This window comes from Flavobacteriaceae bacterium, assembly GCA_014075215.1.
GTDB lineage: Bacteria > Bacteroidota > Bacteroidia > Flavobacteriales > Flavobacteriaceae > Polaribacter.
The window spans coordinates 633,945-660,890 of the sequence record CP046177.1 but is presented as its reverse complement, the minus strand read 5'-3'; the positions used below and the strand labels follow the sequence as shown (position 1 = coordinate 660,890).

General features: G+C 33.9%; 22 protein-coding genes, 2 tRNA genes and 4 pseudogenes. 15 read left to right on the top strand and 13 right to left on the bottom strand.

Annotated elements, in window-relative coordinates:
* The first annotated feature begins 55 nt into the window (after nucleotides 1–55).
* The 10 genes and pseudogenes from brnQ (at nucleotide 56) to GKR88_03285 (ending at nucleotide 8,473) form a co-directional block, all read left to right on the top strand.
* Nucleotides 56–1,341 (top strand): annotated as a pseudogene (gene brnQ, locus GKR88_03330) (branched-chain amino acid transport system II carrier protein).
* A 164-nt stretch (nucleotides 1,342–1,505) separates the two neighbouring features.
* Nucleotides 1,506–1,916: a BrxA/BrxB family bacilliredoxin gene (locus GKR88_03325; protein ID QMU63397.1), complete on the top strand. Its 411-nt coding sequence runs from the start codon at nucleotides 1,506–1,508 to the stop codon at nucleotides 1,914–1,916.
* Between the two features lie 414 nt (nucleotides 1,917–2,330).
* On the top strand, nucleotides 2,331–3,683 hold the full coding sequence (locus GKR88_03320; protein QMU63396.1) for an OmpA family protein: 1,353 nt from the start codon (nucleotides 2,331–2,333) through the stop codon (nucleotides 3,681–3,683).
* Nucleotides 3,684–3,911: 228 nt separating this feature from the next.
* Nucleotides 3,912–3,983, top strand: a tRNA-Gly gene (locus GKR88_03315).
* 27 nt (nucleotides 3,984–4,010) lie between these two features.
* Nucleotides 4,011–4,096 (top strand) — tRNA-Leu (locus tag GKR88_03310).
* 539 nt (nucleotides 4,097–4,635) lie between these two features.
* Nucleotides 4,636–5,067 carry a ribose 5-phosphate isomerase B gene (rpiB, locus tag GKR88_03305; protein QMU63395.1) on the top strand — a complete coding sequence of 144 codons (432 nt, stop codon included), beginning with the start codon at nucleotides 4,636–4,638 and terminating at the stop codon, nucleotides 5,065–5,067.
* Between the two features lie 4 nt (nucleotides 5,068–5,071).
* Nucleotides 5,072–5,515, top strand: coding sequence for a GNAT family N-acetyltransferase (locus GKR88_03300; protein ID QMU63394.1), 444 nt, complete (start codon nucleotides 5,072–5,074; stop codon nucleotides 5,513–5,515).
* Between the two features lie 73 nt (nucleotides 5,516–5,588).
* Nucleotides 5,589–6,596: a recombinase RecA gene (gene recA, locus GKR88_03295; protein QMU63393.1), complete on the top strand. Its 1,008-nt coding sequence runs from the start codon at nucleotides 5,589–5,591 to the stop codon at nucleotides 6,594–6,596.
* Between the two features lie 112 nt (nucleotides 6,597–6,708).
* On the top strand, nucleotides 6,709–7,980 hold the full coding sequence (locus GKR88_03290; GenBank protein ID QMU63392.1) for an amidohydrolase family protein: 1,272 nt from the start codon (nucleotides 6,709–6,711) through the stop codon (nucleotides 7,978–7,980).
* The gene (locus GKR88_03285) at nucleotides 7,952–8,473 is read left to right on the top strand and encodes an amidohydrolase family protein (GenBank protein QMU63391.1); all 522 of its coding nucleotides are present in this window, start codon (nucleotides 7,952–7,954) and stop codon (nucleotides 8,471–8,473) included. Before GKR88_03290 ends, GKR88_03285 begins: the two co-directional genes overlap by 29 nt.
* 54 nt (nucleotides 8,474–8,527) lie before the next feature.
* Here the strand turns inward: GKR88_03285 and GKR88_03280 are convergent, their stop codons facing one another.
* The gene (locus GKR88_03280; protein ID QMU63390.1) at nucleotides 8,528–9,400 is read right to left on the bottom strand and encodes an EamA family transporter; all 873 of its coding nucleotides are present in this window, start codon (nucleotides 9,398–9,400) and stop codon (nucleotides 8,528–8,530) included.
* Between the two features lie 100 nt (nucleotides 9,401–9,500).
* Here GKR88_03280 and GKR88_03275 point away from each other — a divergent pair, with 100 nt between their 5' ends.
* Complete coding sequence (locus tag GKR88_03275) at nucleotides 9,501–9,821, top strand: heavy-metal-associated domain-containing protein (GenBank protein ID QMU63389.1); 321 nt, start codon at nucleotides 9,501–9,503, stop codon at nucleotides 9,819–9,821.
* Nucleotides 9,822–9,843: 22 nt separating this feature from the next.
* On the opposite strand, the gene GKR88_03270 is transcribed toward GKR88_03275, so the two are convergent.
* Nucleotides 9,844–11,133, bottom strand: coding sequence for a M24 family metallopeptidase (locus GKR88_03270; protein ID QMU63388.1), 1,290 nt, complete (start codon nucleotides 11,131–11,133; stop codon nucleotides 9,844–9,846).
* 76 nt (nucleotides 11,134–11,209) lie between these two features.
* Nucleotides 11,210–11,455 (bottom strand): GlsB/YeaQ/YmgE family stress response membrane protein, encoded by a 246-nt coding sequence (locus GKR88_03265; protein ID QMU63387.1) that lies wholly within the window; start codon nucleotides 11,453–11,455, stop codon nucleotides 11,210–11,212.
* A gap of 436 nt (nucleotides 11,456–11,891) precedes the next feature.
* Here GKR88_03265 and GKR88_03260 point away from each other — a divergent pair, with 436 nt between their 5' ends.
* On the top strand, nucleotides 11,892–13,007 hold the full coding sequence (locus GKR88_03260) for an ISAs1 family transposase (GenBank protein QMU63386.1): 1,116 nt from the start codon (nucleotides 11,892–11,894) through the stop codon (nucleotides 13,005–13,007).
* A gap of 96 nt (nucleotides 13,008–13,103) precedes the next feature.
* Here GKR88_03260 and GKR88_03255 read toward each other — a convergent pair whose 3' ends face one another.
* Together GKR88_03255 and GKR88_03250 are read right to left on the bottom strand one after the other, a co-directional pair.
* Nucleotides 13,104–13,886: an alpha/beta fold hydrolase gene (locus GKR88_03255; GenBank protein QMU63385.1), complete on the bottom strand. Its 783-nt coding sequence runs from the start codon at nucleotides 13,884–13,886 to the stop codon at nucleotides 13,104–13,106.
* A gap of 127 nt (nucleotides 13,887–14,013) precedes the next feature.
* A complete protein-coding gene (locus tag GKR88_03250) occupies nucleotides 14,014–14,952 on the bottom strand; it encodes a hypothetical protein (GenBank protein ID QMU63384.1) in 939 nt (312 codons plus the stop codon).
* 41 nt (nucleotides 14,953–14,993) lie between these two features.
* Between GKR88_03250 and GKR88_03245 the strand changes: the two genes are divergently transcribed.
* From GKR88_03245 to GKR88_03235, 3 genes are all read left to right on the top strand, one after another.
* A complete protein-coding gene (locus GKR88_03245; GenBank protein QMU63383.1) occupies nucleotides 14,994–15,206 on the top strand; it encodes a hypothetical protein in 213 nt (70 codons plus the stop codon).
* 7 nt (nucleotides 15,207–15,213) lie between these two features.
* Nucleotides 15,214–15,885 carry a tRNA (guanosine(46)-N7)-methyltransferase TrmB gene (gene trmB, locus GKR88_03240; protein QMU63382.1) on the top strand — a complete coding sequence of 224 codons (672 nt, stop codon included), beginning with the start codon at nucleotides 15,214–15,216 and terminating at the stop codon, nucleotides 15,883–15,885.
* A gap of 121 nt (nucleotides 15,886–16,006) precedes the next feature.
* Nucleotides 16,007–18,418 carry an AAA family ATPase gene (locus GKR88_03235; protein ID QMU63381.1) on the top strand — a complete coding sequence of 804 codons (2,412 nt, stop codon included), beginning with the start codon at nucleotides 16,007–16,009 and terminating at the stop codon, nucleotides 18,416–18,418.
* 159 nt (nucleotides 18,419–18,577) lie between these two features.
* Here the strand turns inward: GKR88_03235 and GKR88_03230 are convergent.
* The 8 genes and pseudogenes from GKR88_03230 to tilS all read right to left on the bottom strand — a co-directional run bounded on the left by GKR88_03230 (nucleotide 18,578) and on the right by tilS (nucleotide 26,941).
* Nucleotides 18,578–19,046: pseudogene (locus GKR88_03230) on the bottom strand (hypothetical protein).
* Nucleotides 19,040–19,458 (bottom strand): annotated as a pseudogene (locus GKR88_03225) (oxidoreductase, 2OG-Fe(II) oxygenase). Before GKR88_03225 ends, GKR88_03230 begins: the two co-directional pseudogenes overlap by 7 nt.
* 494 nt (nucleotides 19,459–19,952) lie before the next feature.
* Nucleotides 19,953–20,948: an ADP-heptose--LPS heptosyltransferase RfaF gene (locus tag GKR88_03220; GenBank protein QMU66630.1), complete on the bottom strand. Its 996-nt coding sequence runs from the start codon at nucleotides 20,946–20,948 to the stop codon at nucleotides 19,953–19,955.
* Nucleotides 20,949–21,332: 384 nt separating this feature from the next.
* Complete coding sequence (locus GKR88_03215; GenBank protein ID QMU63380.1) at nucleotides 21,333–21,617, bottom strand: helix-turn-helix domain-containing protein; 285 nt, start codon at nucleotides 21,615–21,617, stop codon at nucleotides 21,333–21,335.
* Between the two features lie 23 nt (nucleotides 21,618–21,640).
* Nucleotides 21,641–21,958: pseudogene (locus GKR88_03210) on the bottom strand (hypothetical protein).
* A 347-nt stretch (nucleotides 21,959–22,305) separates the two neighbouring features.
* Nucleotides 22,306–23,211: a site-specific DNA-methyltransferase gene (locus GKR88_03205; GenBank protein ID QMU66629.1), complete on the bottom strand. Its 906-nt coding sequence runs from the start codon at nucleotides 23,209–23,211 to the stop codon at nucleotides 22,306–22,308.
* A gap of 467 nt (nucleotides 23,212–23,678) precedes the next feature.
* On the bottom strand, nucleotides 23,679–25,628 hold the full coding sequence (locus GKR88_03200; protein QMU63379.1) for a DUF255 domain-containing protein: 1,950 nt from the start codon (nucleotides 25,626–25,628) through the stop codon (nucleotides 23,679–23,681).
* Nucleotides 25,625–26,941: a tRNA lysidine(34) synthetase TilS gene (gene tilS, locus GKR88_03195; protein ID QMU63378.1), complete on the bottom strand. Its 1,317-nt coding sequence runs from the start codon at nucleotides 26,939–26,941 to the stop codon at nucleotides 25,625–25,627. Before tilS ends, GKR88_03200 begins: the two co-directional genes overlap by 4 nt.
* Nucleotides 26,942–26,946: the final 5 nt, after the last annotated feature.

The following is a 26,946-nucleotide window of genomic DNA, read 5'->3' as shown; positions in this document are numbered from 1 at the left end:
AATCTTTTTAACAAATTGAAAAAGTTTAAATGAGAGTACCATATAGTAATATAAAATGAGTAGGACGAAAGAAATATGGGTGAGTGGCTTTGCTGTCTTTTCACTTTTTTTTGGGGCAGGAAACTTGATTCTTCCTTCCTTTTTAGGAGTTCGTTCCGGGGATAGATGGTGGTGGGTAGTATTGGGTTTTGCCATCACTGCAGTTGTAATTCCAGTCTTGGGTATTCTGGCGCATGCCAAAGTACAGGGAACTTTATACGATCTTGGAAAGAAGGTATCTCCCTGGTTTAGCACCCTCTATTGTATACTTATCTATTTGATTTCTATCACATTACCTGCACCAAGGACAGCTGCTGTTACACATGAAATGGCTATTCAGCCTTTTTTTGGAACCAATTCATGGCTTACCAGTAGTATTTATTTTTTCCTTACATTCATTTTTGTGCTCAATCGGTCAAAAATTTTAAGCCTGGTAGGGAAGTATTTAACACCTGTTATTGTATGTATTCTTTTGACAATTATTTTTATAGCGATCACCAATCCTACAGACACTATGGTTTTGAACACTTATGAAGTTCCTTTTGTAAGCGGTATATTAGAAGGCTATCAGACTTTTGATGCAATTGGTGGTGTTGTGGTAGGTGCAGTGGTTATTATTTCGCTCAATTTAAGAGGGTACTATTCCTATGAAGCTAAAAAAGAATTAATTACCAAATCAGGATTCATAGCCGGCGCAGGATTGCTACTTGTCTATACGGATTGATTTTGAGTGGAGCACTATTTAACAGTTCGTTTGAAGAAAATGTAACAAGAACCGAGGTTTTGAAAGGCATAAGCACACAGACTCTAGGGATTGCCAGCACTGCTTTTTTGAGCTTATTAGTATCTTTAGCTTGTTTTACAACCGGGGTTGGAATTATCACGGGAGCTGCAGATTATATAAAAAGTATTTTTAAAAATTCGCAAAAAGTATATGTCATCACAACTTTTATTAGCTGCGTGTTAGGAGTCGTTATTGGCCAGTTTAGTGTTCATTATATTATTGATATTGCTCTGCCTGTTCTTATGTTTATGTATCCTGTTACTATTGTATTAATTTTGTTGAATATTCTTCCCGATTATATGACATCCCCTTTTATTTTTAGAGGGGTTATCATTACTACTTTTTTGTTTAGCATTCCCGATTTTCTCGGGTTTTTTGTCCCAAAAGAAAATTTAAATTTAATCCGGGAAATAATTCCTTTATCATCTCAAAGTTTAGGCTGGGTAATTCCTGCGTGTGTGGTTTTTGTTTTATTAAACCTACATACGTACATTAAAAATAACCTATTTCAGACTTAGTCAATTTACTCTTTCAAAGTCTGTTTAAAAAGTTCTAACTAACTTCATATAAGTTTTTACACTTTTCAACTTTCTATCTTTTCAACTGTATTTTTTTGAAAAAAACAAAAGTTAAAATGAATATTATAATCCGTATCTTTGTAATCTAAAATTTTTAAAAAATTATGTATCCGGAAGAATTAGTAAAACCGATGCGCGAAGAGCTGACTAATAATGGCTTTTCTACTTTGTCTACAGTAAAAGATGTTGAAAATACGTTTGCAAAAAAAGGAACTACTTTAGTAATAGTAAATTCTGTTTGCGGGTGTGCTGCCGGAACAGCCAGGCCGGGAACTTTAGCCTCTTTACAATTTGATAAAAAACCTGATCATTTAGCAACTGTTTTTGCAGGTGTTGATAAAGAGGCTACTCAAAAAGCAAGAGAATATATGATTCCTTTCCCCCCATCATCACCGGCAGTGGCATTATTTAAAGATGGCGAGTTGGTACACATGCTAGAGCGTCATCATATTGAAGGGAGATCTGCTCAAATGATTGCTGAAAATTTAATTTCAGCTTATAGCAAGTTTTGTTAATTCAATTTGAAATATAACCTTTTATAAAACTTACATTATCTTAATATGACTCTATAATTAACTCAAAAGAGAACTCATTTTAATTTTAGTGAATATGAAAGTTTACATCATTGCTAATCAAACTAAATAAATATTTGCTTTAAGTATGATTTCCTCATTTTGTCTTTGTCACTGAAGTGATTTAAACTTTCAAGTAAACAACTGTATGTCAGTAAGTTATCTAAATTTTGATATTTTACAACTATTTGATATATCAAATAGTTAAATCAAAAGTTTAAAACCCCTCACTGTAAAAAGTCTTACTACAAATAAAAAATATTGTGATTTTTAGCTAAATCATTGTTTTTTAAGCTTATTCATAAGTCTTTTTTAAGAAAATATTCTACATTTGTTGTTTAATAAAATAATAATATAATGAAAAAACAATTACTTCTTTTTTTGGCATTTTTTGTGTCAATATTGATCACAGAGGGTCAAAATAACAAGGGTATGACTGATAACCAAAAGACTTCTAGCTCTGTTAACAGGTGGACAGTTAAAGCAGGTGTTAATTTTGTAGATAATAGTGGGGGTGCAGCGAATTTTAATACACAGAATTTTGCTTTCGGAGGGTTCCCCGCAAGATTAAACTTAGGGTATCGATTTAGTAAATTACTTAGCTTTGAGATAGGGGGGAGTTTAAATAAATGGAAAGCTGGTGGTAGAATTTTAGATGGAAGTGTTGTGAATGAAGATCAAAATTATTTTGCTCTTGATGGTAATTTTCAATTTTATTTTGATGAAGCTTTTAATCTGTTTTGGGGGGCAGATTGGTTAGAGGTATATCTTAACGGGGGGATTGGGTATTTTAAAATTGACAAGGGAGCAACTTCTGCAAATGTAGGCCCTGGTGTCAATATTTGGTTTTCGAAAGGGGTAGGTTTAAATTTTGATGCTTTGGCGAAATGGGCCTTCAATTCTTCGGAAAGATTTGATACCAATCATATTCAGTATTCATCAGGGTTAATATTCAGATTTCAGAATGAAGATAAAGACAATGACGGTATTTATGATTATAATGATGATTGTCCTAGTATTCCGGGCACAAGAAATTCAAACGGATGTCCCGATGACGGAAGCACAAACAGCAATGATAAAAATACATCGGAACAAACAGCAATAGTACAAGACACCGATAAAGACGGTGTAATAGATAGTGGAGATAATTGTCCGAAAATAGCCGGATCTCCTAATAATAATGGTTGCCCTTTATCTGATAGTGATGGAGATGGCGTATTGGATAGAGGGGATAACTGTCCGGACGTAGTAGGATCGCCAAATAATAATGGTTGTCCGCTTCCTAGCGACGGAAACAGTGTATCGGATACTGCCGAAGAGACTGATAATAACGGACACTCAAAAAAACTGAGCAAGGAAACCAGTGAAACACTTACTGCACTATCAAGAAAAGTCAAATTTAATTCGGGGAATTATAATTTCACACAAGATACATATTCAATTTTACAATCGATTGTTGAAGTTATGAAAGAAAATCCAAATGCAAAATTTAGAATAGAGGGGCATACAGATAGTGTAGGAGAATATAACGCTAATAGAGTTTTATCAAAAAGCAGAGCGAGTGCAGTACGAAACTACTTAGTAGATAATGGTATTCCCCAAGAAAATATATCTATTCTAGGCATGGGAGAATCTAAACCAATAGATACAAATTTGACTAAAGAAGGACGATCCAGAAACAGGCGTATTGAAATTACTGAGATAGAATAGAGGTATTTATACAAGCCGCTCTTTTTTATACGCTAAAAAAACTTTACCGTATTTTTTAGCGTATAAAAAAGAGCTTTTAGTAAGAGAGAAGTTTTTTAATGAAAATTTTTTTTCAATAGTTTTCTTATTATATTTGCTGCCCTATTTATGAAATGCTTATTGAGGCATTTTTGGTGTTAAGATCGAAGAACAAGAATATTATTTTGTGAAAAATATAATAAAATAGTTGCGAAAGTAGCTCAGGGGTAGAGCATCACCTTGCCAAGGTGAGGGTCGCGGGTTCAAATCCCGTCTTTCGCTCTGTTTTAGTTAGTGAAAATATGTAATGCCGAAGTGGTGGAATTGGTAGACACGAGGGACTTAAAATCCCTTGAACTGTAAGGTTCGTGCGGGTTCAAGTCCCGCCTTCGGTACGAAAGTCGAGATTTTTATCTCGGCTTTTTTTGTTTGGGCTAAACATAGGTTAAACAAATTGAGTTTTCCACATGGTAGAAGAACACTGGGAGGTGAACGCTTATTTTCAGTATTTAGGTGGTGCTACCGTTCAACGTTGTGGCCAACCTTTCGCTGCCAGCGATCTAGTTCACTTTCGTCAGCGTATTGGGCAAGAATGAACAATATCCCATCTTAAACAAGACCATAGGGTAGCAAACAACTTCCTAAAAGGTCAGATGGGAGATAGTATCAACTTTATGATGGCCGCCGCTGGGTTCAACTTCAAAAAATTAATGAGAAAACTCAAAGAAGATGTTCTTTGGATTATTCTTAATACCTTTGGTTACCTGTGCAAAAATTTGTTAGAGAAAAATCGGACTCTAATAATAAAACCTAACCAACAAATAGCCTATTTTTAAGGGTTAACTAATTAAACAAACTGTAAGTACCGACAAAACAGGAAAATATTAATAAAACATGTATTTTTGTGATACAACACAATTAAAACAAATTCATTATGACAGTTGCCATTGGAAACGATCATGCAGGAACAGCGTATAAATTTTCTATTGTTACATTACTGGAATCCAAAGGAATTGTGGTAAAAAATTATGGCACTGACACTGATGAAAGTGTAGATTATCCGGATTTTGTACACCCGGTAGCTAAAGATGTCATAGCAAAAAAAGCAGCCATTGGAATTTTAATTTGCGGTAGTGCCAATGGTGTTGCAATGACCGCTAATAAATACTGGAAAATTAGAGCAGGTTTGTGTTGGACAAAAGAAATAGCAGAACTTGCTAGACAACATAACAATGCTAATATTCTTTGTATTCCTGCAAGGTATACTGCCATTCCTCAAGCTTTAGCAATAGTAGAAACATTCTTAACTACCGAATTTGAAGGAGGGCGGCATCAGAAAAGAGTGAATAAAATTTCTGCTTGTTAAATTTATGGAATTTATTGTAAAAAAATTTAGCAAATTAACCATTGAAGAACTATACCGTATCCTCCGACTGCGTTCGGAAGTTTTTGTAGTAGAACAAAATTGTATTTACCAGGATATTGATAATAAAGACTCCATAGCTTTTCATATGTTTGGTATTAAGGAAGAGGAAATAATTACATATGCACGAATTTTTGATGCCGGAGATTATTTTGATTTCCCGAGTATCGGCAGAATTTTAGTAAAAAAAGAGCACAGAAAGCAGGCATACGGCCATCAATTAATAGCAGCTTCAATAGCCTATATTGAAAAGAGTTTTAAAGAAAAAACCATTCTTATTTCTGCACAAACATACCTCACTAAATTTTATAATTCTTTTGGGTTTGTTGTGCAGGGAAATAAGTATTTAGAAGACGGAATTCCTCATATTAAAATGTTGAGAACTTCTTAGTATTCAAAGATAGGTGTCATAGTTTTTTGTACCTTGCCTTTAAATTTTAATTCGAAATAATTCATTAGAAAATATGTCAGCAGATAAAGAAAAACAAGCCAAATTAAAAGCACTTCAATTAACATTAGATAAATTAGATAAAACCTATGGAAAAGGTGCCGTCATGAAAATGGGCGATACTATTGTGGAAGATGTTGAAGCCATTTCCTCCGGGTCTTTAGGATTGGATCTGGCACTGGGAGTTGGAGGATATCCAAGAGGGAGAATCATTGAAATTTACGGGCCGGAATCTTCCGGCAAAACCACTATAACATTACATGCCATTGCCGAAGCTCAAAAAGCAGGAGGCATTGCTGCTTTTGTAGATGCAGAACATGCGTTTGATCGTTTTTATGCTGAAAATCTCGGTGTTGATATGGATAATTTAATCATTTCTCAACCGGATCACGGAGAACAGGCACTGGAAATTACGGATAATTTAATTCGTTCGGGGGCTATTGACATTGTAGTCATCGATTCGGTTGCGGCATTAACGCCTAAATCTGAGATTGAAGGAGAAATGGGAGATTCAAAAATGGGATTACATGCCCGCTTGATGTCTCAAGCACTTCGAAAATTAACAGGAACCATTAGCAAAACAAATTGTACGGTTATTTTCATCAATCAGTTACGTGAAAAAATCGGGGTAATGTTCGGAAACCCGGAAACCACAACCGGAGGGAATGCTTTAAAATTTTATGCTTCGGTTCGTTTAGACATTCGTAAAAGAACCCAGATCAAGGAAGGAGATCGTGTCATTGGAAACCAAACCAAAGTAAAAGTGGTGAAAAACAAAGTGGCTCCACCTTTTCAAACCGCAGAATTTGATATCATGTACGGAGAAGGGGTCTCAAAAGTGGGAGAGGTTCTGGATATTGGAGTGGATTTGGGAATCATTAAAAAAAGTGGCTCCTGGTTTAGTTATGCAGATACCAAATTAGGTCAGGGAAGGGATGCCGTAAAAGCGTTAATTAAAGACAACCCGGAATTGATGGAAGAGTTAGAAGAAAAAATCAAAGGGGTAATAGATAATGAAGAGTAAAAATAAATATGCTTATCGTTATTAAAGAAATTGCCTGAAAAGTAAATTTATACTGCTTGTTTGAATTTGGTTGAAAATGAGTTCAATGTATTAAATTATTGAATCAAAAAATATGAATAGTTTTTTAATTTTTTATATTGAACCTCAAACTCTGCATCAGAAAATCTATTATGGCTTAAAATGGCTTCAAAAAATGAAATGGTTACCATTAGTTTTTGCTACTGTTTTCAGTACTCATTCCTGTATGAATAAAAAAATGCGGGAAACAATTGAATCCGTATCCGGCACTCAAAAATTATATTTTAATGGTAAGATATTCACTGTTAATGATGCTAATCCTTGGGCAGAAGCATTGGTTATTGATGGGAATAAAATTCTTTTTGTAGGAACAGATGCAGAAGCATCATCATTTGCAGAAGAGGGAGTGCTAAAAATAAATTTACAGGGAAAAATAGTCTTACCAGGATTTCATGACGTACACATGCACCCTATGGAAGTAGGAGCTACAACCACTACCTTTGTGTTAGATGAAGCAGAGACAGATGCTGAAAATTTCAAGACGAAAATTTCAAATGCTTCTGCGGCTAATCCGGATGTTGCCTGGCTGATTGGTTTTGGGCATTCTATTAATACCCTTTTTAATGCAAGCAGAAGCCCGATAGAAATCATTGACGAGGCAGTTTCAGACAGACCAGTCATAATCATGGAACAAACATCCCATTCTATGTGGGTAAACTCCAAAGCATTGGAAATGGCTGGAATTACTGTAGCAACCCCAAATCCCCAAGGAGGAATTATCATGAAAGATGATGGCGTTTTAAATGGGGTTTTAATTGACAATGCTGGAGATATCGTTTTTCAGCAGGCAGTAACCGCTTTAAATAATCCAAACGGAGAATATAACGGAATGGTGCAGTATGTATTACCTGAGCTGGCCAAATACGGAATTACATCAGTTTCCGATGCCAGAACATATTGGAAAAGAAATCAACACCAAGTGTGGAAAAATCTAGAAAAAAATGGAAAATTAACTGCTAGATTTAATTTGGGACTCTGGGCATACCCTGCTGAAAATGATGCTTCTCAAATAACCGCTTTAAAAACATTATATAGCAATAATGACAACAACTTATTAAAAATTAATCAAATTAAACTGTATGTTGATGGAATTACCCATCATACAACGGCAGCATTACACTCTCAATACCTGATTGATTATTTTGAGCAACCTACAAATAATGGGCTAAATTATTTTACTCAAAATAGGCTGACGATGTATATCTGGGAATTAGAATCAATAGGTTTTGATTTCCATATACATGCCATTGGAAACAGAGGAGTTCATGAAGCCTTAAATGCAATTCAACAAAGCCGGAACATCTGATGGAAGGCACCGGCTAACACATGTAGAAATTATTGATACTGCTGATCTAAACAGGTTTGCTCAACTAAATGTTACGGCAGATGCACAAGTTGTAGGAGAATTTACACAACCTCATTTTTGGAGTGATAATATCTCTTTAATAGGAAGTACACTGTCAAATAACTTAATTCCGCTAAAATCATTAACAGAGGCAAACGCTCGACTAACATTGAGTAGTGATTGGAATGTAAGTTCATTAAACCCTTTTGTGGGAATCCAAAACGCAGTAACCAGAGCACCACAAAATATTTCTTTAGAAACAGCAATTAAAGCCTATACAATTAATGGTGCTTATGTAATGAGGCAAGAAAATGAAGTGGGCTCTATCGAAGTAGGAAAATTGGTCGATTTTGTAGTATTAGATCGAGACATTTTTACCATACCTCCAACAGAACTAAATCAAACAAAAGTGGTTTTAACCGTTTTTAATGGAAGTGAAATTTATAAAAGATAGAGAACAGGATTAAAATTCACGTTTTGATGTTTCTCTTTTTGATTGGATAAAAAACTATTTTGTTTTATTTACCAGATACACCCCAAACAAAATAATGGCGGCTCCCAACAGTTGTACAATATGTAGTTTTTCTTCATCAATCATACCCCACATAACTGCTACTAAGGGAATTAAATACGTTACCGAAGCTGAAAAAACAGGTGAAGCTATTTGTACCAATCGGTTAAACATTACTTTTGCCATACCGGTACCGACAATAGACAGTATAATAATATAACCAAAAGCCAAACTCGTTTCCGGGTTGAATTGAAACGTAGTGAAAAACCCACTAAAAAGTAATACAAACCCCGAAGGGATAATCAATAATAAAAAATTTCCTGTTGTAATGGCTAAGGCACTAAGATCAGATAAATATTTTTTTACAATGTTTACATTGAATGCATACCCGACTGAAGAAACAATAACCAATAGAGCATACCAGTAGTTTTGATCCGGATTGGTTTCCACTCCTTTTAAAACCAAAATCAGAGTACCTATCAATCCTACTAAAATTCCAATTAACTGTTTTTTCTTAAATGTAAAACCAAACACTAATGTACCAAAAATATAGGTATGAAAAGGTGTTAGTGAATTTAATATGGAAGTTATGGAGCTATCTATTCCGGTAATGGCAAAAGCAAATAAAAAAGAAGGGAAAAATGTTCCAAGTGCTGCTGTGTATGCAATGTATTTCCAGTGAAATTTTTGGATTTTCCGCAAACTTTTAAACCCTATTAGTAATAGAAAAGCAGCAGTAATAAGTATTCGCAAAGCCCCAAGTTGTAAGGGAGTTAAGCCGATTAACCCTTTTTTTATCAGAATAAACGAACTACCCCATATCACAGAAAGAATAATCAGGTAAAGCCATTTTTGCTGTAAGGTTTTCATGGTTTGCTTTGTTAAAATCCGTACAAAATTCTAATAATTCTATTAATAAACAATTCATTATGTATAAATTTGTACAATGGATTCATAATAAAAAACAATCATGAAACTTCGAAAAATTAGCACACTTCTTGTATTGGGCCTTTTTTTAGTACTGGCATGTAAAAAAGAAAGCCCTCAAAAAGTAGCACTTCATATTTCCGGAATGACCTGTGAAATCGGATGTGCAAAATTAATTCAATCAAAACTTTCCAAAAAAGGAGGTGTAAAAACAGCTGAGGTTATTTTTAAAGACAGTATTGCTAACGTTGCGTTTGATGCTAATACCATTTCTTCCAAAGAAATTATTGCTTTTATTGACGACATTGCCGACGGCGAATCATATAAAGCAACTGAGATAACATTACAAGAAACACAGGAATGATCAAACAAAAAAAATATTTGTTTTAATTCCTCAATTCCTCAATTTCTTCAGCTTCAATAGGAATATTACGCATCAAATTAAAAGGATCGCCATTTTCCCGGATGACTACACCATCTTCCAAACGAATCCCAAATCCTTCATCGGGAATGTAAATACCCGGTTCTACCGTAAATACCATATTCGCTTGCATGGGCTTGTGAAGTAGCCCGTAATCATGCGTATCCAAACCTATATGATGACTGGTTCCGTGCATAAAATATTTTTTATATGCAGGCCAATCTTTATCCTCATTTTGAACATCCACTTTGTCCAACAAGCCCAAACCCAATAATTCGGAAGTCATTAATTTTCCTACTTCTATGTGATATTCAGTCCAATCACCCCCGGGAACCAATAATTTTGTAGCTTCCTTTTTAACCCTGTTTACGGCATTATACACTGCTTTTTGTCGATCGGAAAATCGACCGGAGACAGGAATCGTTCGGGTCATATCGGAAGCATAATTAGCATATTCCGCACCCACATCCAAAAGCAACAGATCGCCTGCTTTGCATTGTTGATTGTTTTCTATATAATGTAAAACATTGGCATTGTTACCACCGGCAATAATAGGTGTATAGGCAAAGCCTTTGGATCGGTTTCTGATAAATTCGTGAATGAATTCCGCCTCAATTTCATATTCCCAAATCTTAGGTTTTACAAAGTTCAGCACTCTGCGAAATCCTTTCTCGGTAATATCACAAGCTTGCTGAATCAAATCTAACTCAATTGGATCTTTTACAGAGCGAAGGGCTTGTAAAATGGGATTGCTTTTTGCTGCTGAATGTGCCGGATACTTATCTCTTAACCATTTTACAAAACGAGCTTCTCTGGTTTCCGTTTCAACATTGGCTCTGTAATGTTCGTTCGTATTGATATAAACCGTATCACATTGGGTCATCAACTCAAACAAAATTTTTTCTAAGTCTTGCAGCCAATACACCGTTTTAATCCCGGAAGTTTGTAAAGCACTTTCTTTTGTCAGTTTTTCACCCCCCCAAACAGCAATGTGTTCATTTGTTTCTTTTAAGAACAAAATTTCACGATGTTTCTCTTTTGGGCAATCAGGAAATAATACCAATATGCTTTCTTCCTGATCAACACCACTTAAATAAAAAATATCACGATGCTGTTCAAAAGGCATCGTACTGTCGGCACTAATAGGATAGATATCGTTAGAATTAAAAACAGCCAAACTCCCGGGTTTCATTTTACCGGTAAAGTTCCTGCGATTTTTAATAAAAAGCTCCGTGTTGATACGACTGTATTTCATTAGATTCAAAGTTTTATCAAAAGTAACGGTTTCCAAACACAAAAAAAAGATGCCGAACAGTTCCCTTTGTTATAAGCTATTTCTTTTTGACAAGCCCGGCAACAAACAATACCACTGCAGCACCAATAACACCGGTAACCAAATCACTGATAAACCCGCTTCCGATATAGACCCCTGCCAATCCAAAAAGCCAATTCCCGACAATTCCGCCTACAATACCTAGGACAATATTCATTAATATCCCAAAACCGCCACCTTTCATTAACCTTCCTGCAATGAACCCGGCTAAAGCTCCGACAAGTAACGCATAAAATAAACTCATAATATAAATTTAGTTGATTAATAAAGATCTAGTATATAAAAAATAGCGCATTTTTAAGTTATTATTGACCTTAAATTTATAAAAATTTCTTTTGCTTAAACCCAAAAAATCTAAACGAGTTCATAATCAAAAGCAAGAATTTAGAATTTTAAAGTACTAAAAAACTCCTTGTTGACAATGAACGTAACAAGTTACCAAACAAAATATTTAAAGAATTGGATATAATTCCCCCCATTGATAGGACAGATTTTATTAAAACTTAAATGAGATAATGATGTTGAAAGAGGGGGGTCCGGGGGGCAGGGCAAACGCATTAAACTTTTTAAAAACCCTATTGATATGTAATGTTCTTAATTAATTGAGATTCAGTTAGTTATTAGTTGTTTATGTTATTGATTGTTTGTATATTATACTGATAACCAATAATTTAATAGTTTTGAAAACAACAAACAAACTAAAGACCATATTCGGTCAAATTCCTGATTTTAGACACACCCACAAGCAACTTTACGATTTAGAGAGCATCCTTCTTATCGGGATAATTTCAGTTATTTGTGGTGCAGATTCATGGAATGAAAAGGAAGACTATGCCTATTCAAAAGAAGATTTTTTACGCTCTTTTTTAGATCTACCCAATGGCATACCTTCTCACGACACTTTTAATCGTGTATTCTCTAATATTGATAGTGTAGAATTTGAAACATGTTTTATACAATGGGTTAGTACGCTAGCTGAACTGCAACCCAAAGAAGTAATTGCTATTGATGGTAAAACCATTAGAGGGGCTAAGGCATCTGGTAAAAAATCCCCTGTACATATGGTAAGCGCTTGGGCAAATGAAAACAACTTAGTTTTAGGGCAGGTAAAGACCCATGAAAAATCTAATGAAATTACTGCAATTCCAGAATTACTAAAAGTGTTATCTATTAAAGATACTATTGTAACTATTGATGCTATGGGATGTCAGACAGATATAGCTACTGCCATTGTTGAAAAACAAGCGGACTATATTTTAGCTGTAAAACAAAATCAAGCACAATTATATCAAAATATTGAAGATGAATTTAGATTTGGTGAAAATATAGCAACCTCTATAAGTGAAGAACTAAACCATGGAAGGATAGAAACCCGAAAATGCAGTGTTATGACAAACTTTCAATGTATTCCACCGGATAATAAATGGGATAGTCTTACTGCTATGGTTAAAATAGAAAGCAAGCGTGAATTTAAAAACTCTGATAAACCAATAGAAACAGCTACACGCTATTATATATCTAGCACAAAGGCTAAGCCTAAAGATTTTCAAAAAACCATACGTTCACATTGGGGTATTGAAAATAAACTGCATTGGACCTTAGATGTTGCATTCGAAGAAGATGCTTCTAGAAAAAGAAAAGATAATGCTGCGCAAAACTTTTCTATTCTAAACAAAATTGCGCTTAATCTTCTTAAAAATGAAAAAGCATCTAAGGTTGGTGTCAAAAGTAGAAGATTAAAGGCTGGACGGGATAATCATTACCTCATTAAAGTGCTAAATCTTATGAAAGTTTAATGCGTTTGCCCTGATATCATTTCTGAATATGTACACGACTGGAGTTATATTATTTTAACTTTGTATTATCATGATTTCAACCTTCATTACGAAGTTCTAATGCACTATCTGGGTTAAAAAATGAATTGTTGTGGTATTAAATTCATCAGGTTTTTCAACATTTACAACATGCCCGCAATTTTTAATAATATGCAATGTGGCTTTTGTATGCATACTTGCAATTCGTTTTACAGAAGGTAAAAACAAATGATCTTCCGAACCCATGATATACAAAGTAGGGATCCGGATATCTTTCAGTCTGAAAAAGCGTAGCAAAGGGTTAATTTCCGAAGACAGTGTAAACCATCTGATAAACTCTTTTCGATGCAATTTTTTAGCTTCGTTAACAAAGATAACTCTGGACTCTTTGTGATTTTTCTTAGGCAGGATAATAAACGCAAAAAACCTATATAGATACATATAAGGAACAACAGATTTACAGGCATTCCCCAATTGCATCAGAACTTGAGAACGCAGATTTAATTTCATAATAGCACCTCCCATTACCATACTTTCGACCAAATCAGGCCTTTTTCCGGCTAAATTTCTTATCAGAATGGTTCCCAAAGAAATTCCAACAAAATGAGATTTCTTTATCTGTAAATAATCCAACAAATCGCTAATATCTTTAGTAATAGCATCAAAAGTATATTTATTATTCGAGGTGTTTGATACGGTTTTATGATTGCCATGGCCTCGAAGATCTAACATCAATACATTAAATTCTTTTTTAAAAGAGCGTATTTGACGAAACCATATGGAACTGCTTCCTCCCGCACCGTGAACAAAACTCACCCACTTAAAGGTATTCTTATTTTTATAAATATAGTGGTTTAGCATATAATGCCCTGGCGTATGAAACTATACGAGTCGTCACCCTGTTTCACTGTCCACCGTGACGTTGAGGCAAATATAACACAATTACATCAAATCGGTACAACTTCCCTGTGTGCTTTGTGAATGCTATCTAGCCTTTGATATTAAAAATAAATAAAAATCCTGGTAATAAAAGGAAAAGAAAAAGAATTATTTCTTTAATTATTTTATTACTAACTGACCCTATCCAATTACCAATCATCATAGAAGTCGGAAAAAAAACAATTAATAATTCAGAGCCGTTTTTAGGGTTTTTTAATAAAACATAAGCTATTGAAAGTACTAAAGTAAAAATAACAGCAATCCAGTATTTTCTGTAATTCCCGCTAACAAAAAATGCTTTGGGTGCTTTAAACAGAAACGCGATAACAGAAAAAAAACTGACAATCCATATGGGTTTTGCATATGGCCCTAAAAAATATATTTCGTAATCGTATGAGAAATTCCAGTTAAAAAAGGAGTAGAAATCCTCTAACTTATCACCCCAAAAATAATATGCGAATAAGATAAAAAGCGGAGCGCTAAAACCAAGCACAGGGATCAATACCGTGCGATAATCTAATTTTTGAGATATATAAACCAATAAAAAAATGAGGAATCCAAAAGCTAAAGAAAAAGTATTGAATATAAATAATACCGCTAGCCAAAGCCCACAGTCAAAGAGCTTTTTATAAAAGAATGCCGGATTTCTCAAGCTCACTATTTTATACAAAAAAACCAGTAAAAGTATATTAAAAAGTAAGGTATCCGGATCTCTGAAAACTTCCGGGAAAAATCCAAAAAAAGCAACAAATACGAAAAATATATAGGAATTGTTTATAGCTAGCTTATTTTTAGATAATATAAACCCGATTATAAAACAATAAAGCAATACTAAACCAAACAGGCCTGCGCATTCCATTATATAACCAAGAGTAAGTTTTGATTCGGAAGGAAACCCCAGAAAAGATATCAAAGCATATAGCAGTATGAAAGCAAAAAGAACAATGAAATTGATGGAGTATGACTTTCCGAAAAAATTGGTCAGCATAAATTGTTTTTATATTTTTGCAATGTAAATATAGCTAAGATATGATTGCGTTCAATATTTTTAAATGGATAGGAGAATTATTTACTGAAATTCTTTTTATTCCCTTTGATCTCCTTCGCAAGGGTGATTTCAGTTGGTGGGTAAACAATATCGTAAACTGGGTATTTTTATTCATATTATTGGCCTTATTTTATTACTGGATGAAAGAATCCAGACGTTTCATAAAAGAAGGAACTGAAGACTTCTCGAAATAATTCCGTCTTGGGAAGTAAAAACAAGTTAAAACGTTTCAGAGAAAATGAAACGTTTACCAATGTCATTCAACCTGCGAGAAAAGAGGTTCTGACTCATTTTTCTTATAAAGGCAAATGGCATTCTTTTTTTAAGAATACACATCCGATTGTTATAGAGTTGGGCTGCGGTAAAGGAGAGTATACCATTGCACTGGCCCGTAAAAATCCCGGCAAAAACTTTATCGGCATAGACATTAAAGGAGCGCGTTTTTGGAGAGGAGCAAAAACTGCTCTGGAAAATAAGCTACATAATGTTGCTTTTGTAAGAACTCAAATAGAATTAATAGACTTGATTTTTGGAAAAGGCGAAGTTGATGAAATCTGGATTACTTTTCCCGACCCTCAAATAAAATATAAACGCACAAAGCACAGGATGACCCATACCGGATTTCTAAAAAAATACCATTATATTTTAAATGAAAACGGAACTATAAATCTAAAAACAGACAGCGAATTTATACATGGGTATACTTTGGGTTTATTACACGGTGAAAAGCATGAAGTTTTGCATGCAAATCACGATGTATATAAAAATTTCTCCTCTCCGGAAGAAGTAACAAATATCCAGACCTTTTATGAAAAACAATACTTGGAAAAAGGAAAGCCGATTACCTATATTAAGTTTAAACTTAATTATTAAAAACCTTATTCAGGCATGCTCAATGCTCAAACCCGGAAATTTCTAAGATTATTTGAAAAATAAATACTTGGGATGTTATCTAAAATTACTTTTGATTTGGTATCTTGCTTAAAAAATTGAAATGTATCAAAATCCTGAACTTGAGCTTGCACTGCAATTTGTTGAAAAAACAGATAGAAATCTCTTTATTACGGGAAAGGCCGGGACAGGAAAAACAACCTTCCTTCATAAAATAAAAAATGAGTCATTAAAAAGAATGGTAGTGGTAGCTCCGACAGGGGTAGCGGCAATCAATGCCAAAGGGATGACTATTCATTCTTTTTTCCAAATTCCTTTTGGGCCTGTTTTACCCAATCAAATTCGAAGCTCATCCACTGCTCAAAGAAAATTCAGCAAAACAAAGATCGATATTATCAAGTCATTGGATTTAGTGATTATTGACGAAATTAGTATGGTACGGGCAGATTTGCTAGACGGAATCGATCAGGTTTTACGCAGATACAAAGATCGGGATAAGGTATTTGGCGGCGTGCAAGTTTTAATGATTGGAGACTTACAACAATTGGCACCTGTTGTGAATACAAGTGAATGGGATTTACTAAAACAATATTATGAAACCATGTATTTTTTTAGTAGCAAAGCATTTCAGGAAGCCAAAGCAATTAGTATAGAATTTAAACATATCTACAGGCAAGAGAACAAAGCGTTCATTTCCATTTTAAATGAAGTGAGAAATAATATACTGAGTGAAAAATCGATACAAATATTAAATGAGAGATATAATCCCGCTTTTAAGCCCTTAAAAAATGAAGGGTATATAACCCTGACGACACATAACAAAAGAGCTGATTTAATAAACAGCTCTGAACTGGAAAAGTTAGCTAAAAAAAGCTTCTTTTTTAATGCAACCATTACCGGTAAGTTTTCTGAAAACGCATATCCCAATAGTGAGCATTTGGAATTAAAAGTAGGAGCACAAGTGATGTTTATTAAAAATGACAGTGCTCCCGAAAAAAGATATTTTAATGGAAAAATAGGAGTTGTTACCGCTTTAAATAACGATAGTGTTACCGTAAGATGCCCGAATGATGAATCCGAGATTGAAACCGGTTATGAAATTTGGGAGCATATCAACTATTCAATAAACGATGAAACAAAAGAAATAAAAGAAGAAATTGCCGGCTCATTTTCTCAAATTCCGCTGCGTTTGGCCTGGGCAATTACCATTCATAAAAGCCAGGGATTGACCTTTGAAAAGGTGATCATAGACGCAGAAGCTTCTTTTGCTCACGGGCAAACATATGTTGCCTTAAGCAGGTGTACTTCTTTGGAAGGAATTGTTCTAAAAACTCCAATTCATAACAAAGCCGTTATTAATGATACGACGGTAGCTGCTTTTACAAAAAGCATGACTGAAAATATTCCTGATGAAGCTATATTGAACAGCTCTGAAAAAAGCTATCAACTCCATTTAATTGCGGAAATTTTTGATTACCGGAAATTTTTATACCCAATAAGTCGTCTAGTGGATATTTTTTACAAAAACAGAACCAGTTTACAAGGTGCTATTATTGCTCAATTGCTAATTATAAAAGACAATGGGGTTATAGCTTTGATGAAAGTTGCTAACAGTTTCAAAATTCAACTTCAAAAATTATCTGACGGGGCTATTTTAGCCGAAAACAGTCCTGAAATTCAGGATAGGTTCGGAAAAGCAGTTATTTACTTTACAAGTCAGACAGAAGCATATATTAAAAAACCATTGGAAGAGATTACTTTTTCTTCTGATAATAAAGCGGTTAAAAAAGATTTCAAAAAGCAGTTTGAAATACTACAAGAAATGCTTTCCGTAAAATTATACATATTAAAAAAACTCGCAAAAGGCTTTCATGTTGGGGAATATTTAAAAGTGAAAGCAGATGCCGTTTTAGAAGATATTCCTGTTTCTAAAAAGAAAAAGCTGCCGCCTACAAGAGAACCTGTTTTAGCAATCCAATTACGCGAGTTGCGTAATGACATTGCCCGGGCAGAAAACATTCCTCATTTTCAGGTTTTTACTCAGCAAACATTGTATGATTTATGTGATGTTTTGCCAAGAACATCAAGACAACTCTTAAAAATAAAGGGAATGGGTAAGATCAGAATTGAAAAATACGGGGATGAAATTTTAGAAACCATTGAAAATTATTGTTTGGAAAATGATATTCAACCCAAAAACGAACCAAAAAAAGAAGTTGAAAAATCAACCAAACAGATTTCTTTTGAGTTGTTTAAGGAAGGTTTTTCAGTGGAAGAGATTGCTAAAAAAAGAGGTTTGGTTGCAGGCACTATTGAAGGCCATTTGTCTGCCTTTATTCATATAGGTGCCATCAATATATTGGAATTAATTCCGGAAAAGCGATATAAAAAATTAAAAAAAGAAATCTTAAAAGCAGAGGTTAAAAGCTTGTCTGAATTGAAAGAAAAAATAAGTGATACCTATTCCTATTCGGAAATAAAAATGGCTTTATTGGCCATTGAATTTGATAAATAGAGACCTTTGCAAAATAGTGATATATTCCGTATTGAAATTGATTTGGCTTCAAATTTCTTCCTTCTCGAAAATTTTAAATCCTCAAAACCAACAGGTTATTCCGGTTGAAAATGTTCTTCGGGCATCGAACTTTTTTGTCAAATCAATTTTGCAAAGGTCTCAAATAATAAAAACTATTTCATACAGTTTCAGGTTAGAAAGTTCCAAGTTTATAAAGGACCATGCATAGAGGTAAAAACCTGCATGAATGAACAATCTATTTTTGTCATCTACATGATACAACTTCATTTTCTTTAGAAAATCAAGGTGCATTTGCTTTTGCTCTTTTGAATGATTCTCATAGCTTTTTATTGTGAGAGTTCCTCCGTGAAATAACCATGTATCTGGAGTTTCATTTTTCTGTAACCAATTTTCACAGTAAATATCGTGATTCCCTTTGATGAAAATACAATTATGAGTTTTATCAAGCTCTATTAGAAAATCTATTACTTGGGCTGATTCACTCCATCCATCTATATAATCGCCTAAGAAGATAAGATGATCATCAGAAGCTATTTCCATCCTTAGTAAAAGCTGCTTCAAAGCTTTTAATCCACCGTGTATTACCTATAGCAAGTGTTCTCATAATGCATTTAATCGATACATAATATCTGTCCTTAGTACACATATTTGGTTCCATATAAAACTTCTTTACCTTCATGTCTTAAATGATGCATAAAAACCAAAGCCATTCCTTTTTTCGGGACAACTGTTGTTATTTTTCTAAACTCAGTTTCTCCTCCTTGAAAATCATCATTTAAATAAATAAGGAATGATAAAAAACTGGATTCTTGTTCGTTTCTTTCATAGCTTCCATCTCTATGCATCTTAAATCTTTGCCCATTGGAATATTTATAAACACGAAACATTTCATTTAATCCGATGGCTTTGTAAAACCCAATCTTGTTTGGAATAAACTCCTTAATTTTTTCCCAAAGATGATCAGCCAACTTTTGATCAAAAAATAATAAACGATCATTATTTCTTACACCTTTATTCATCACCTGTGAACCTTGAATAGAAACTTTAGCTTCCTCAAATTTCTCTCCTTCTCATATAAGTTCAAATAATGTGAGCATTCGTGTTCTATAATTCCCCCAAAAATCGGACAGTAATTTAAGTTAGATTTTTAATTATAAATTTACTCAGGGTAAACGCATTAAAGTTAACATGTTTTTAATCAATACTTTATGATTTTTTGATCCAAGTTAACCTGTAATTATTTTCAAAAAAATGAATAATCATTAAAGGTAAGTTTAAAAAATTACGAATAAAATCCATTATTAAATGTCAATTCTTTAATGAAAAATTAGTTTTACTGATATATTCATAAAAGTTTAATGCGTTTGCCCTGGAAATGATATTATTCCATTTTATGATTCGTATTAAATTTTGTACATTGCCATCTTAAAATTAATTTTTTATTGGTTTTGGAAAAACGATCAAAAGTTAATCAACCAAATGAAAAGAGTTTCTATTAAACGGAACTCTTTTTTTAATGGTTTAAAATCATCTCAATTTTTGAAACAATTTCTGAAGGTTGTATAGATTCCATGACATTTTCATAGCCTTTGCAGACCTTATTTCCATAAACAGAACACGGAATATTGGGATATTTTTTTAAATCAGGCAGGATAGCATATTCTTTGGGCTGGTTAAAGGGAGCAAATCCGGCAAAAGGATGCGTAACACCCCATATAGTGATTGTTTTTACATCCTGCGTTGCAGAAAAATGTGCATTTCCGGAATCCATAGAAACCATAATATCCAAATGAGCAATAAGCATAAGCTCATCTCTTAATGATAATGTGCCGGCTATATTTTTAGTATTTTGATAATTTCTTTCCCAACCATTTAAAATAGCTATTTCTTTCTCTCCTCCTCCAAAAAGAAAAATATCAACTTCTTTGTATGTCAATGAAAAAATAACGTCTTCCATTAATTTTAAAGGATATTTCTTGCTATTAAAAGCAGCAAAAGGAGCAATACCAATCCACTTTCTATTTTTCTTACCGGTAATAGTGAGAATATTTTGAGATAACTCGGGCTTTGGTATGGGAATCACATTCGAAAGGTCTACGCTAAAACCTAACTTTTCAAAAACATCTGCATATCGTTGATGTGATGTTTTTAATGGTTTAAAAACTTTATTAACCGTTCTTGTTAATGCTTTTTTTTCTGCTCTGCCCTTATTAATAACGGCTATTTTATATCCTGATAACTTAAAATAAGTTCTTAGAATTTTTGATCTTAAAACATCGTGTAAATCAGCAATATATGTTATATCAAGCAATTTTAATTCTTTGTATAATCTAAATAATCCAAGAATGCCTTTATGTCTGTTCTTTACCTCAGCATCATAAAAGGTTACATTTGGAATAGTATCAAACAAGGGAGCTAAAAAAGGCTTGGAAACAAATGTAATTTTTATATTCGGATGTTGATTCACAAGTGCTCTTAACACAGGTACTGTCATGGCAACATCTCCCATAGCAGATAATCGAATTACTAAAATATGTGTCTTTTTTTGCATCCTTATAGTATTTATCGGTCTCGTATATGAGTAGTAGCAGATTTCTACTCACAAACCCTTCTGTTTGCACTGACTTTTATTTTATGTTTGGACTTAAGCTTTATCTACAGCCTATCCCCACCTATGAAAGGTACCTCTTCTCTAAATTGATTGCAAATGGGCAACATAGCCTTTATACACACTGTTGGTCACTGAATCATTGCTTTGGTTCGAGCCAATAAAGACTATCAACTTTTTTTGAGTTGTTATTTAAAATAGTATTAATTACAACCAAGCTATCGTCGTTTTCCAAACCGGAAAAAAGTAGCAATTTTTTATACACCTTGTTGTGTTTTTGTACTCTTATTCGACCGTTAATTGAATCGATAACCCCAAAGCATTCGCAAGCAGAGTAAAATTCGACAATCTAATATCTTCTCCGTTTTCAATTCGAGAAATATAGGGTCTTTTTTTCCCTATTTTTTTTGCCAAATTCTCTTGACTCATTTGTAATTCCTTTCTTCGATTTTTAATGATTTCTCCAAAATAATAGGAAAACGCATTTTCTCTAAATTCTTCACGCTCTTTAGAACCCTCTTTTCCGTATCGTTTGGAAATTAGTTCTTTTACATTTATTGAATTTCCCATGACTACTGTTCTTTTAGATAATTTTATAATATTTTTTCTGCTTGTTTGATTGCGTTTTTATAATCTTTAGTTCTCTTTTTCTGAAATCCACATAAGCAAACAGCTTTTGTACATTCAGCAAAATTCAGATGGTCGACAGCAAAGATTACAATCTGATATTCATTCCCTGCTTTTATTCACAGTTCGTAAAATTGTGTCGATTGCAGTTTTTTCAGAAAATTTGAATTTATAACTTTTATCTCTCCTATTACTTCAATCAATTGAAAAAACTTGAGTCTAATTCTATCACTTTGGTTATCGATAAATTCTAAACACTCTTTTGTAATATCGATTTCCCTCATATTACAAATGTAACTAATTCATTACAATTATAATCTTATTTTTTGAGTATTTTTTTAAGACGAACTTTTCCTCAGTATGAAACACAACGGTTTGTATAAGCATAGTGGCGAGGTTACGAGCCATTATCGTTTATACTTTGTGCTTGTTGTATGCACTTAGCGGCAATAGCTTACAACTTAAAAAAGCTATTAAAATATCAAACAAAAAAAGTGAAAAGTAAAGCCGAAGTCCTTGTTTTTATGATTCTAAAAATAGGGATCCCTAAAAACTTCCAAGATAGTTTTCTAGCACGCCTCTAAAACGAAACAACAGCTACCTTTGTTGGCGAATCGTTTTCTCTCTTTTCTTATTTAAGTTGTAATATATTCTTATATGGTAGAATCCTTTTTTCTGCCAAATGTACATACTCTTGGTTTGTGTCAAATCCTACATATTTTCTATTGCTTTTTAATGCTGCTATCGCAGTAGTTCCACTTCCCATAAAAGGATCTAATATTATATCGTTCGTAAATGAATATAATTGAATCAATCTATATGGTAAATCTATTGGGAATGGGGCTGGATGTCCTATTCGTCTTGCAGATTCAGCGTTAAATGTCCAAATTGATTTTGTCCACTTCATAAAGTCATCTCGTGCAATAGTATTTTCTCTGTACTCTTTTTCTGTCTTTTTTCTATCTCTTTTATAATCTCCCTTTGAAAAGACTAAAATATATTCGTGAATATCTCGTAACGTAGGATTAGAAGCTGACATCCAACTCCCCCAAGCTGTTGAAGGACTTGCACTTGCTGCCTTGTTCCAAATAATCTCACCACGCATATTAAACCCTATTTCAATCATCATTTTTGATATATAATCAGACAGAGGAATGTAAGGCTTCCTTCCAAGATTAGCGACATTTACACAAGCACGACCACCATTTACCAGAACTCTGTACGTTTCTTCAAACACATTCTTTAACATTTGGAGATACTCTTTTAATGATAAGTCTTCATCATATTCTTTTGAAACATTGTAAGGTGGAGAAGTAATCATCAAGTGCAATGAATTATTTGGAATCGAAGACATATTTTCTGCTGTTCCAAAAATAATCCTGTTCTCTAATTCTTTGGAATATTCATTAATGGTTTTATCAATGACTTTTTTGTTATCTAACTCTTTGTATAACTTAGAATCATAAAACTTTTCAGAATTATGGTTAATTCTTCCATTAGCTCCAAAAGAACTTGTCTCTGTTCCGTTTCTTCTCATCAAACAGTTTCATTTAAAAGGTTAAGGAATTTTTCAGCTTCGGCAATTTGGGACATAAGCAAAATAACCATCTTGTAAATTGTAAAACAACTGTTCTGGAGAAGCAATTTTTTTTAATGCTTCTCTAAAAAATTTTATTTCTGTATCTCTATTCCAAAATTCCATTCTGCAAGTTACGATTTTTGATTATAATATGTCTTGGTTCTTTCAATGGCAGACAACGCCAGTCTGTCTCAAAAGTAGTACAAATATTCTTTTGTATTGAACTCATTTATAATAATAGGCTGTTTTTGAGTAAACATCCTCATTTGAAAAAAGAAGTTTCATTTGTGTAACTCCTTTCAAAATTTGTTTATCTGTTTTTAATGGTCAAAAACAAACATAAAACAGGTCTTAAAAACGGATGTAAAGGTTGTTTTAGTCGATCTACCAAAGCTTTTACTCCGATGTATTGGAGTGTTTTCCAACTATTTGCGTATACCTTTTTGTAACCAATTATAATAATCATTTTTATTGGTATACTGTTTTGGCGGTGCCAGTATTTCCAGATCCGGACTCAGTAAAACATAATAAGGTTGTGAGGCTGTTTGAAAGTTTACGGCTTGAAAAGTTGCCCATTTATCGCCAATGGTTTTTATTTTCTTTAGCGTACCATTATTCCTTAAAAAATCGAATTGTTCATTTTTCGGTAATTCTTTTCGGTCATCCACATAAAGAGAAATTAAAATATATGCGCTGTTTATACTATTGTATATGGCAGGATCGCTCCAGACATTTTCTTCCATCCTCCTACAGTTTACACAGGCCCAACCTGTAAAGTCCAACAGTATCGGTTTGTTAGTTCTTTTTGCTTCGGCCAGGCCTTCGTCAAAATCTTTATAACAATTCAGACCCAGGGGGCATTCACTTTTTTGCTGATAGATACTATAAAACTGCGGAGGCGGAAACCCGCTTAAGAGGTTTAACTCCCATGCTGGATTCTTAAAAGTCCCGGGAATTAAATACACTATAAAAGAAATGACTAAAAGGCCAAAAGATATTCTTGAAAAGGATACTTTTTTATCGGGGCTATCATGTGGAAATGTTATTTTTTTAAATAAGTAGAGTGCTAGTCCTATGAATAATACAATCCAAATCCCGATAAATACTTCACGTTTTAATAATCCCCAATGTACTACCAAATCAGCATTAGACAAAAACTTAAACGCAAAAACCAGTTCTAAAAAACCTAAAACTACTTTTATCGTGTTTAACCATCCGCCTGATTTTGGCAGTGAATGTAACCAACCGGGGAATAGTGCAAATAACCCAAAAGGTAATGCCAGTGCCAAACCAAAACCTGTCATCCCTGCCGAAAGTTGCATTGCTCCCCCGTCAGAGGTTAGCGAACCTGCCAACAATGACCCCAAAATAGGCCCCGTACATGAAAAAGAGACAATTGCCAAAGTTATTGCCATAAAAAAGATGCCAATAATACCTCCAATACCGGCAGCAGAGTCCATTTTATCTCCCCAGGAACCGGGCAAGGCAATTTCATAATAGCCAAAGAAAGAGAAAGCAAAAAATACCAGGATGGCAAAAAAGAAAATATTTAACCAAACATTGGTAGAAATGGTATTTAAAATTTGCGGGTCTATGTTCTCTAAAAAATGAAAAGGAAGGCTTAATAAAATATAAATAAGAGTAATAAAAAATCCGTAGAGTATCGCATTACTTATTCCTTTGGCTTTATTTTTGGATTGCTTGGTGAAAAAAGATACTGTTAAAGGAATCATTGGAAACACACAAGGTGTTAGTAAGGCTAATAAGCCGCCCAAAAAACCCAATACAAATAGGTTTAATAATCCATCTTTACTCGTTGTATTTGCTTCTTCTTTTAACAGTTGAGTGTTTTTAAGATCCAGTTTCAATTGGTTAGATAGTTTTGCACTTTTTTCCGAGATGCTTACCGGTATATCCCGGATTGCTTTTCCATCTAACGAGAATGTAAAATCTTCATTTACCTGGATACATACTTTTTTACACACCTGACCGGAAATGTTGAGTTTTACGACTGAAATAGCTGGGTCTGTAAGTTGTATTCTTTGAATAATGGTAGCTGTATCTTTAAAAAACAATTCTTCTTTTTCCCACGTATCACTGTATTCTTTATATGTTTTACTTTCCCTTGCTTTTCCTATGAGTGTAAATTCGGGATGTTCATCAGCAGGAGATATGGTTAACGGTAATGAGGCATCTTCCGGGTTGTATTGGGAATACAAATGCCATTGGCTTAGAATGGTGGCCTTAAAAATTAAATCATACTCGGTCTCAGAGATTTTTTCTATGCTAGTCTTCCAGATTACAGGATTGGTTTCCGTTTGCGCGTTTAGCACAACAGTAGAAAATGAGATGAGGAGTACTATTAATTTCTTCATGATACGGTTGTTATTTTTACTATTTTTTTCGTGTTTTCGGAAATACCGAATCGCCTGTCCTGGCGCATCCCTATAATCCAGATAATAGTGTCATTGGCATCTGTTAATAACCAAACATTTTCTTTGTCTATCAATGATAATTTACGGTCTTTAAAAAACCGGCTTACTTTTTTGGTTCCTTCCATACCTGTGGGGCAAAGATAGTCTCCATGATTCCATTTTCGTACACGCAGCGGATAATTTAACAAGTTTTTATCTACTAAAATGGTCGTGCTTTCATCAACTTTTTTTCGCTTACTTTCCGTAATACTTAGTGAAACAGGTAAATGAGCACCGTCATTGTTTTTTTGAATTAGAAACTCTTTGCCTGTCACTGTTTTATGAATGGGGGCTAATATTAAATACGTTCTGTCTTTTAACAGTCTGTATTTTTCAGAAAATACCTGTTTCCCGGATTGAGCGGATAAAAGCTGAAAAATATCATCCCACGCCGTAAATCCATATTCTTTTAAAACCTGGTAGAGGTATGTTTTTAGATATGGTATTTTTTTAAGTTCGGAGATATTCAGCTTTAAAATTCCTTGAGGGTCTTTCACTATTACCCGATTAGAAACTTTTTCTATTTTACCGGCAATAATCTGTTGGCTTTCATACAAATAAGAAACAGTATTTTTAAAAGAGTCCAATATCTCCGGATTGATATCTTCTAAAACCGGAAATATCCGGTGGCGGATTTTATTCCTGGTATATTTTACAGAAGCATTCGATGTATCTTCCCGCCAGACAATGTTATGTGCTATGGCATACGCCATAATGCGGGTTCTTGAAAATTCCAGAAGCGGTCTTACTACAGTATCATTTACCGGCGGGATTCCGGTAAGCCCGTCCAGTCCGGTTCCCCGGGTTAAATTAATGATGAAGGTTTCCAAATTATCGTTTGTATTATGAGCTGTTAGTACATAATCCAGATGATTGGCTTTTAAAATTGTATGAAACCAGTGATAACGCAACTCCCGGGCAGCTGCCTGAATAGACATTTTTTGTTCGCCGGCATAATGCTCCGTATCAAAGGAAGTGGTAAAAATCTTCTTTCCCAGATTTTCTGACAAAGCCATGATGAATTTTTCATCTTCATCGCTTTCTTTTCCCCGAAGCTTAAAATTACAATGTCCTAAAAAAAAATCAATTCCCAATTGATAAAAAAGATGTGTTAAAACAACACTGTCTACCCCTCCGGAAATGGCAATTAAAATCTTTTTATGGTTTAAAAAAGAAAAATGGCGTGCAAGATGTTCTCTAAATTCTCGTACCATAGTTT

What these genes read in the sequence shown, in the direction of transcription:
- recA (QMU63393.1), top strand. Translation starts at nt 5,589, where the DNA reads ATGTCAGCAGATAAAGAAAAACAAGCCAAATTAAAAGCACTTCAATTA.
- GKR88_03215 (QMU63380.1), bottom strand. Translation starts at nt 21,617, where the DNA reads ATGGGAAATTCAATAAATGTAAAAGAACTAATTTCCAAACGATACGGA.
- GKR88_03250 (QMU63384.1), bottom strand. Translation starts at nt 14,952, where the DNA reads ATGCTGACCAATTTTTTCGGAAAGTCATACTCCATCAATTTCATTGTT.
- GKR88_03275 (QMU63389.1), top strand. Translation starts at nt 9,501, where the DNA reads ATGAAACTTCGAAAAATTAGCACACTTCTTGTATTGGGCCTTTTTTTA.
- GKR88_03235 (QMU63381.1), top strand. Translation starts at nt 16,007, where the DNA reads ATGTATCAAAATCCTGAACTTGAGCTTGCACTGCAATTTGTTGAAAAA.
- GKR88_03200 (QMU63379.1), bottom strand. Translation starts at nt 25,628, where the DNA reads ATGAAGAAATTAATAGTACTCCTCATCTCATTTTCTACTGTTGTGCTA.
- GKR88_03255 (QMU63385.1), bottom strand. Translation starts at nt 13,886, where the DNA reads ATGCTAAACCACTATATTTATAAAAATAAGAATACCTTTAAGTGGGTG.
- tilS (QMU63378.1), bottom strand. Translation starts at nt 26,941, where the DNA reads ATGGTACGAGAATTTAGAGAACATCTTGCACGCCATTTTTCTTTTTTA.
- GKR88_03245 (QMU63383.1), top strand. Translation starts at nt 14,994, where the DNA reads ATGATTGCGTTCAATATTTTTAAATGGATAGGAGAATTATTTACTGAA.
- GKR88_03270 (QMU63388.1), bottom strand. Translation starts at nt 11,133, where the DNA reads ATGAAATACAGTCGTATCAACACGGAGCTTTTTATTAAAAATCGCAGG.
- GKR88_03290 (QMU63392.1), top strand. Translation starts at nt 6,709, where the DNA reads ATGAATAGTTTTTTAATTTTTTATATTGAACCTCAAACTCTGCATCAG.
- GKR88_03285 (QMU63391.1), top strand. Translation starts at nt 7,952, where the DNA reads ATGCAATTCAACAAAGCCGGAACATCTGATGGAAGGCACCGGCTAACA.
- GKR88_03320 (QMU63396.1), top strand. Translation starts at nt 2,331, where the DNA reads ATGAAAAAACAATTACTTCTTTTTTTGGCATTTTTTGTGTCAATATTG.
- GKR88_03205 (QMU66629.1), bottom strand. Translation starts at nt 23,211, where the DNA reads ATGAGAAGAAACGGAACAGAGACAAGTTCTTTTGGAGCTAATGGAAGA.
- GKR88_03325 (QMU63397.1), top strand. Translation starts at nt 1,506, where the DNA reads ATGTATCCGGAAGAATTAGTAAAACCGATGCGCGAAGAGCTGACTAAT.
- GKR88_03280 (QMU63390.1), bottom strand. Translation starts at nt 9,400, where the DNA reads ATGAAAACCTTACAGCAAAAATGGCTTTACCTGATTATTCTTTCTGTG.
- GKR88_03300 (QMU63394.1), top strand. Translation starts at nt 5,072, where the DNA reads ATGGAATTTATTGTAAAAAAATTTAGCAAATTAACCATTGAAGAACTA.
- rpiB (QMU63395.1), top strand. Translation starts at nt 4,636, where the DNA reads ATGACAGTTGCCATTGGAAACGATCATGCAGGAACAGCGTATAAATTT.
- GKR88_03265 (QMU63387.1), bottom strand. Translation starts at nt 11,455, where the DNA reads ATGAGTTTATTTTATGCGTTACTTGTCGGAGCTTTAGCCGGGTTCATT.
- GKR88_03220 (QMU66630.1), bottom strand. Translation starts at nt 20,948, where the DNA reads ATGGGAGATGTTGCCATGACAGTACCTGTGTTAAGAGCACTTGTGAAT.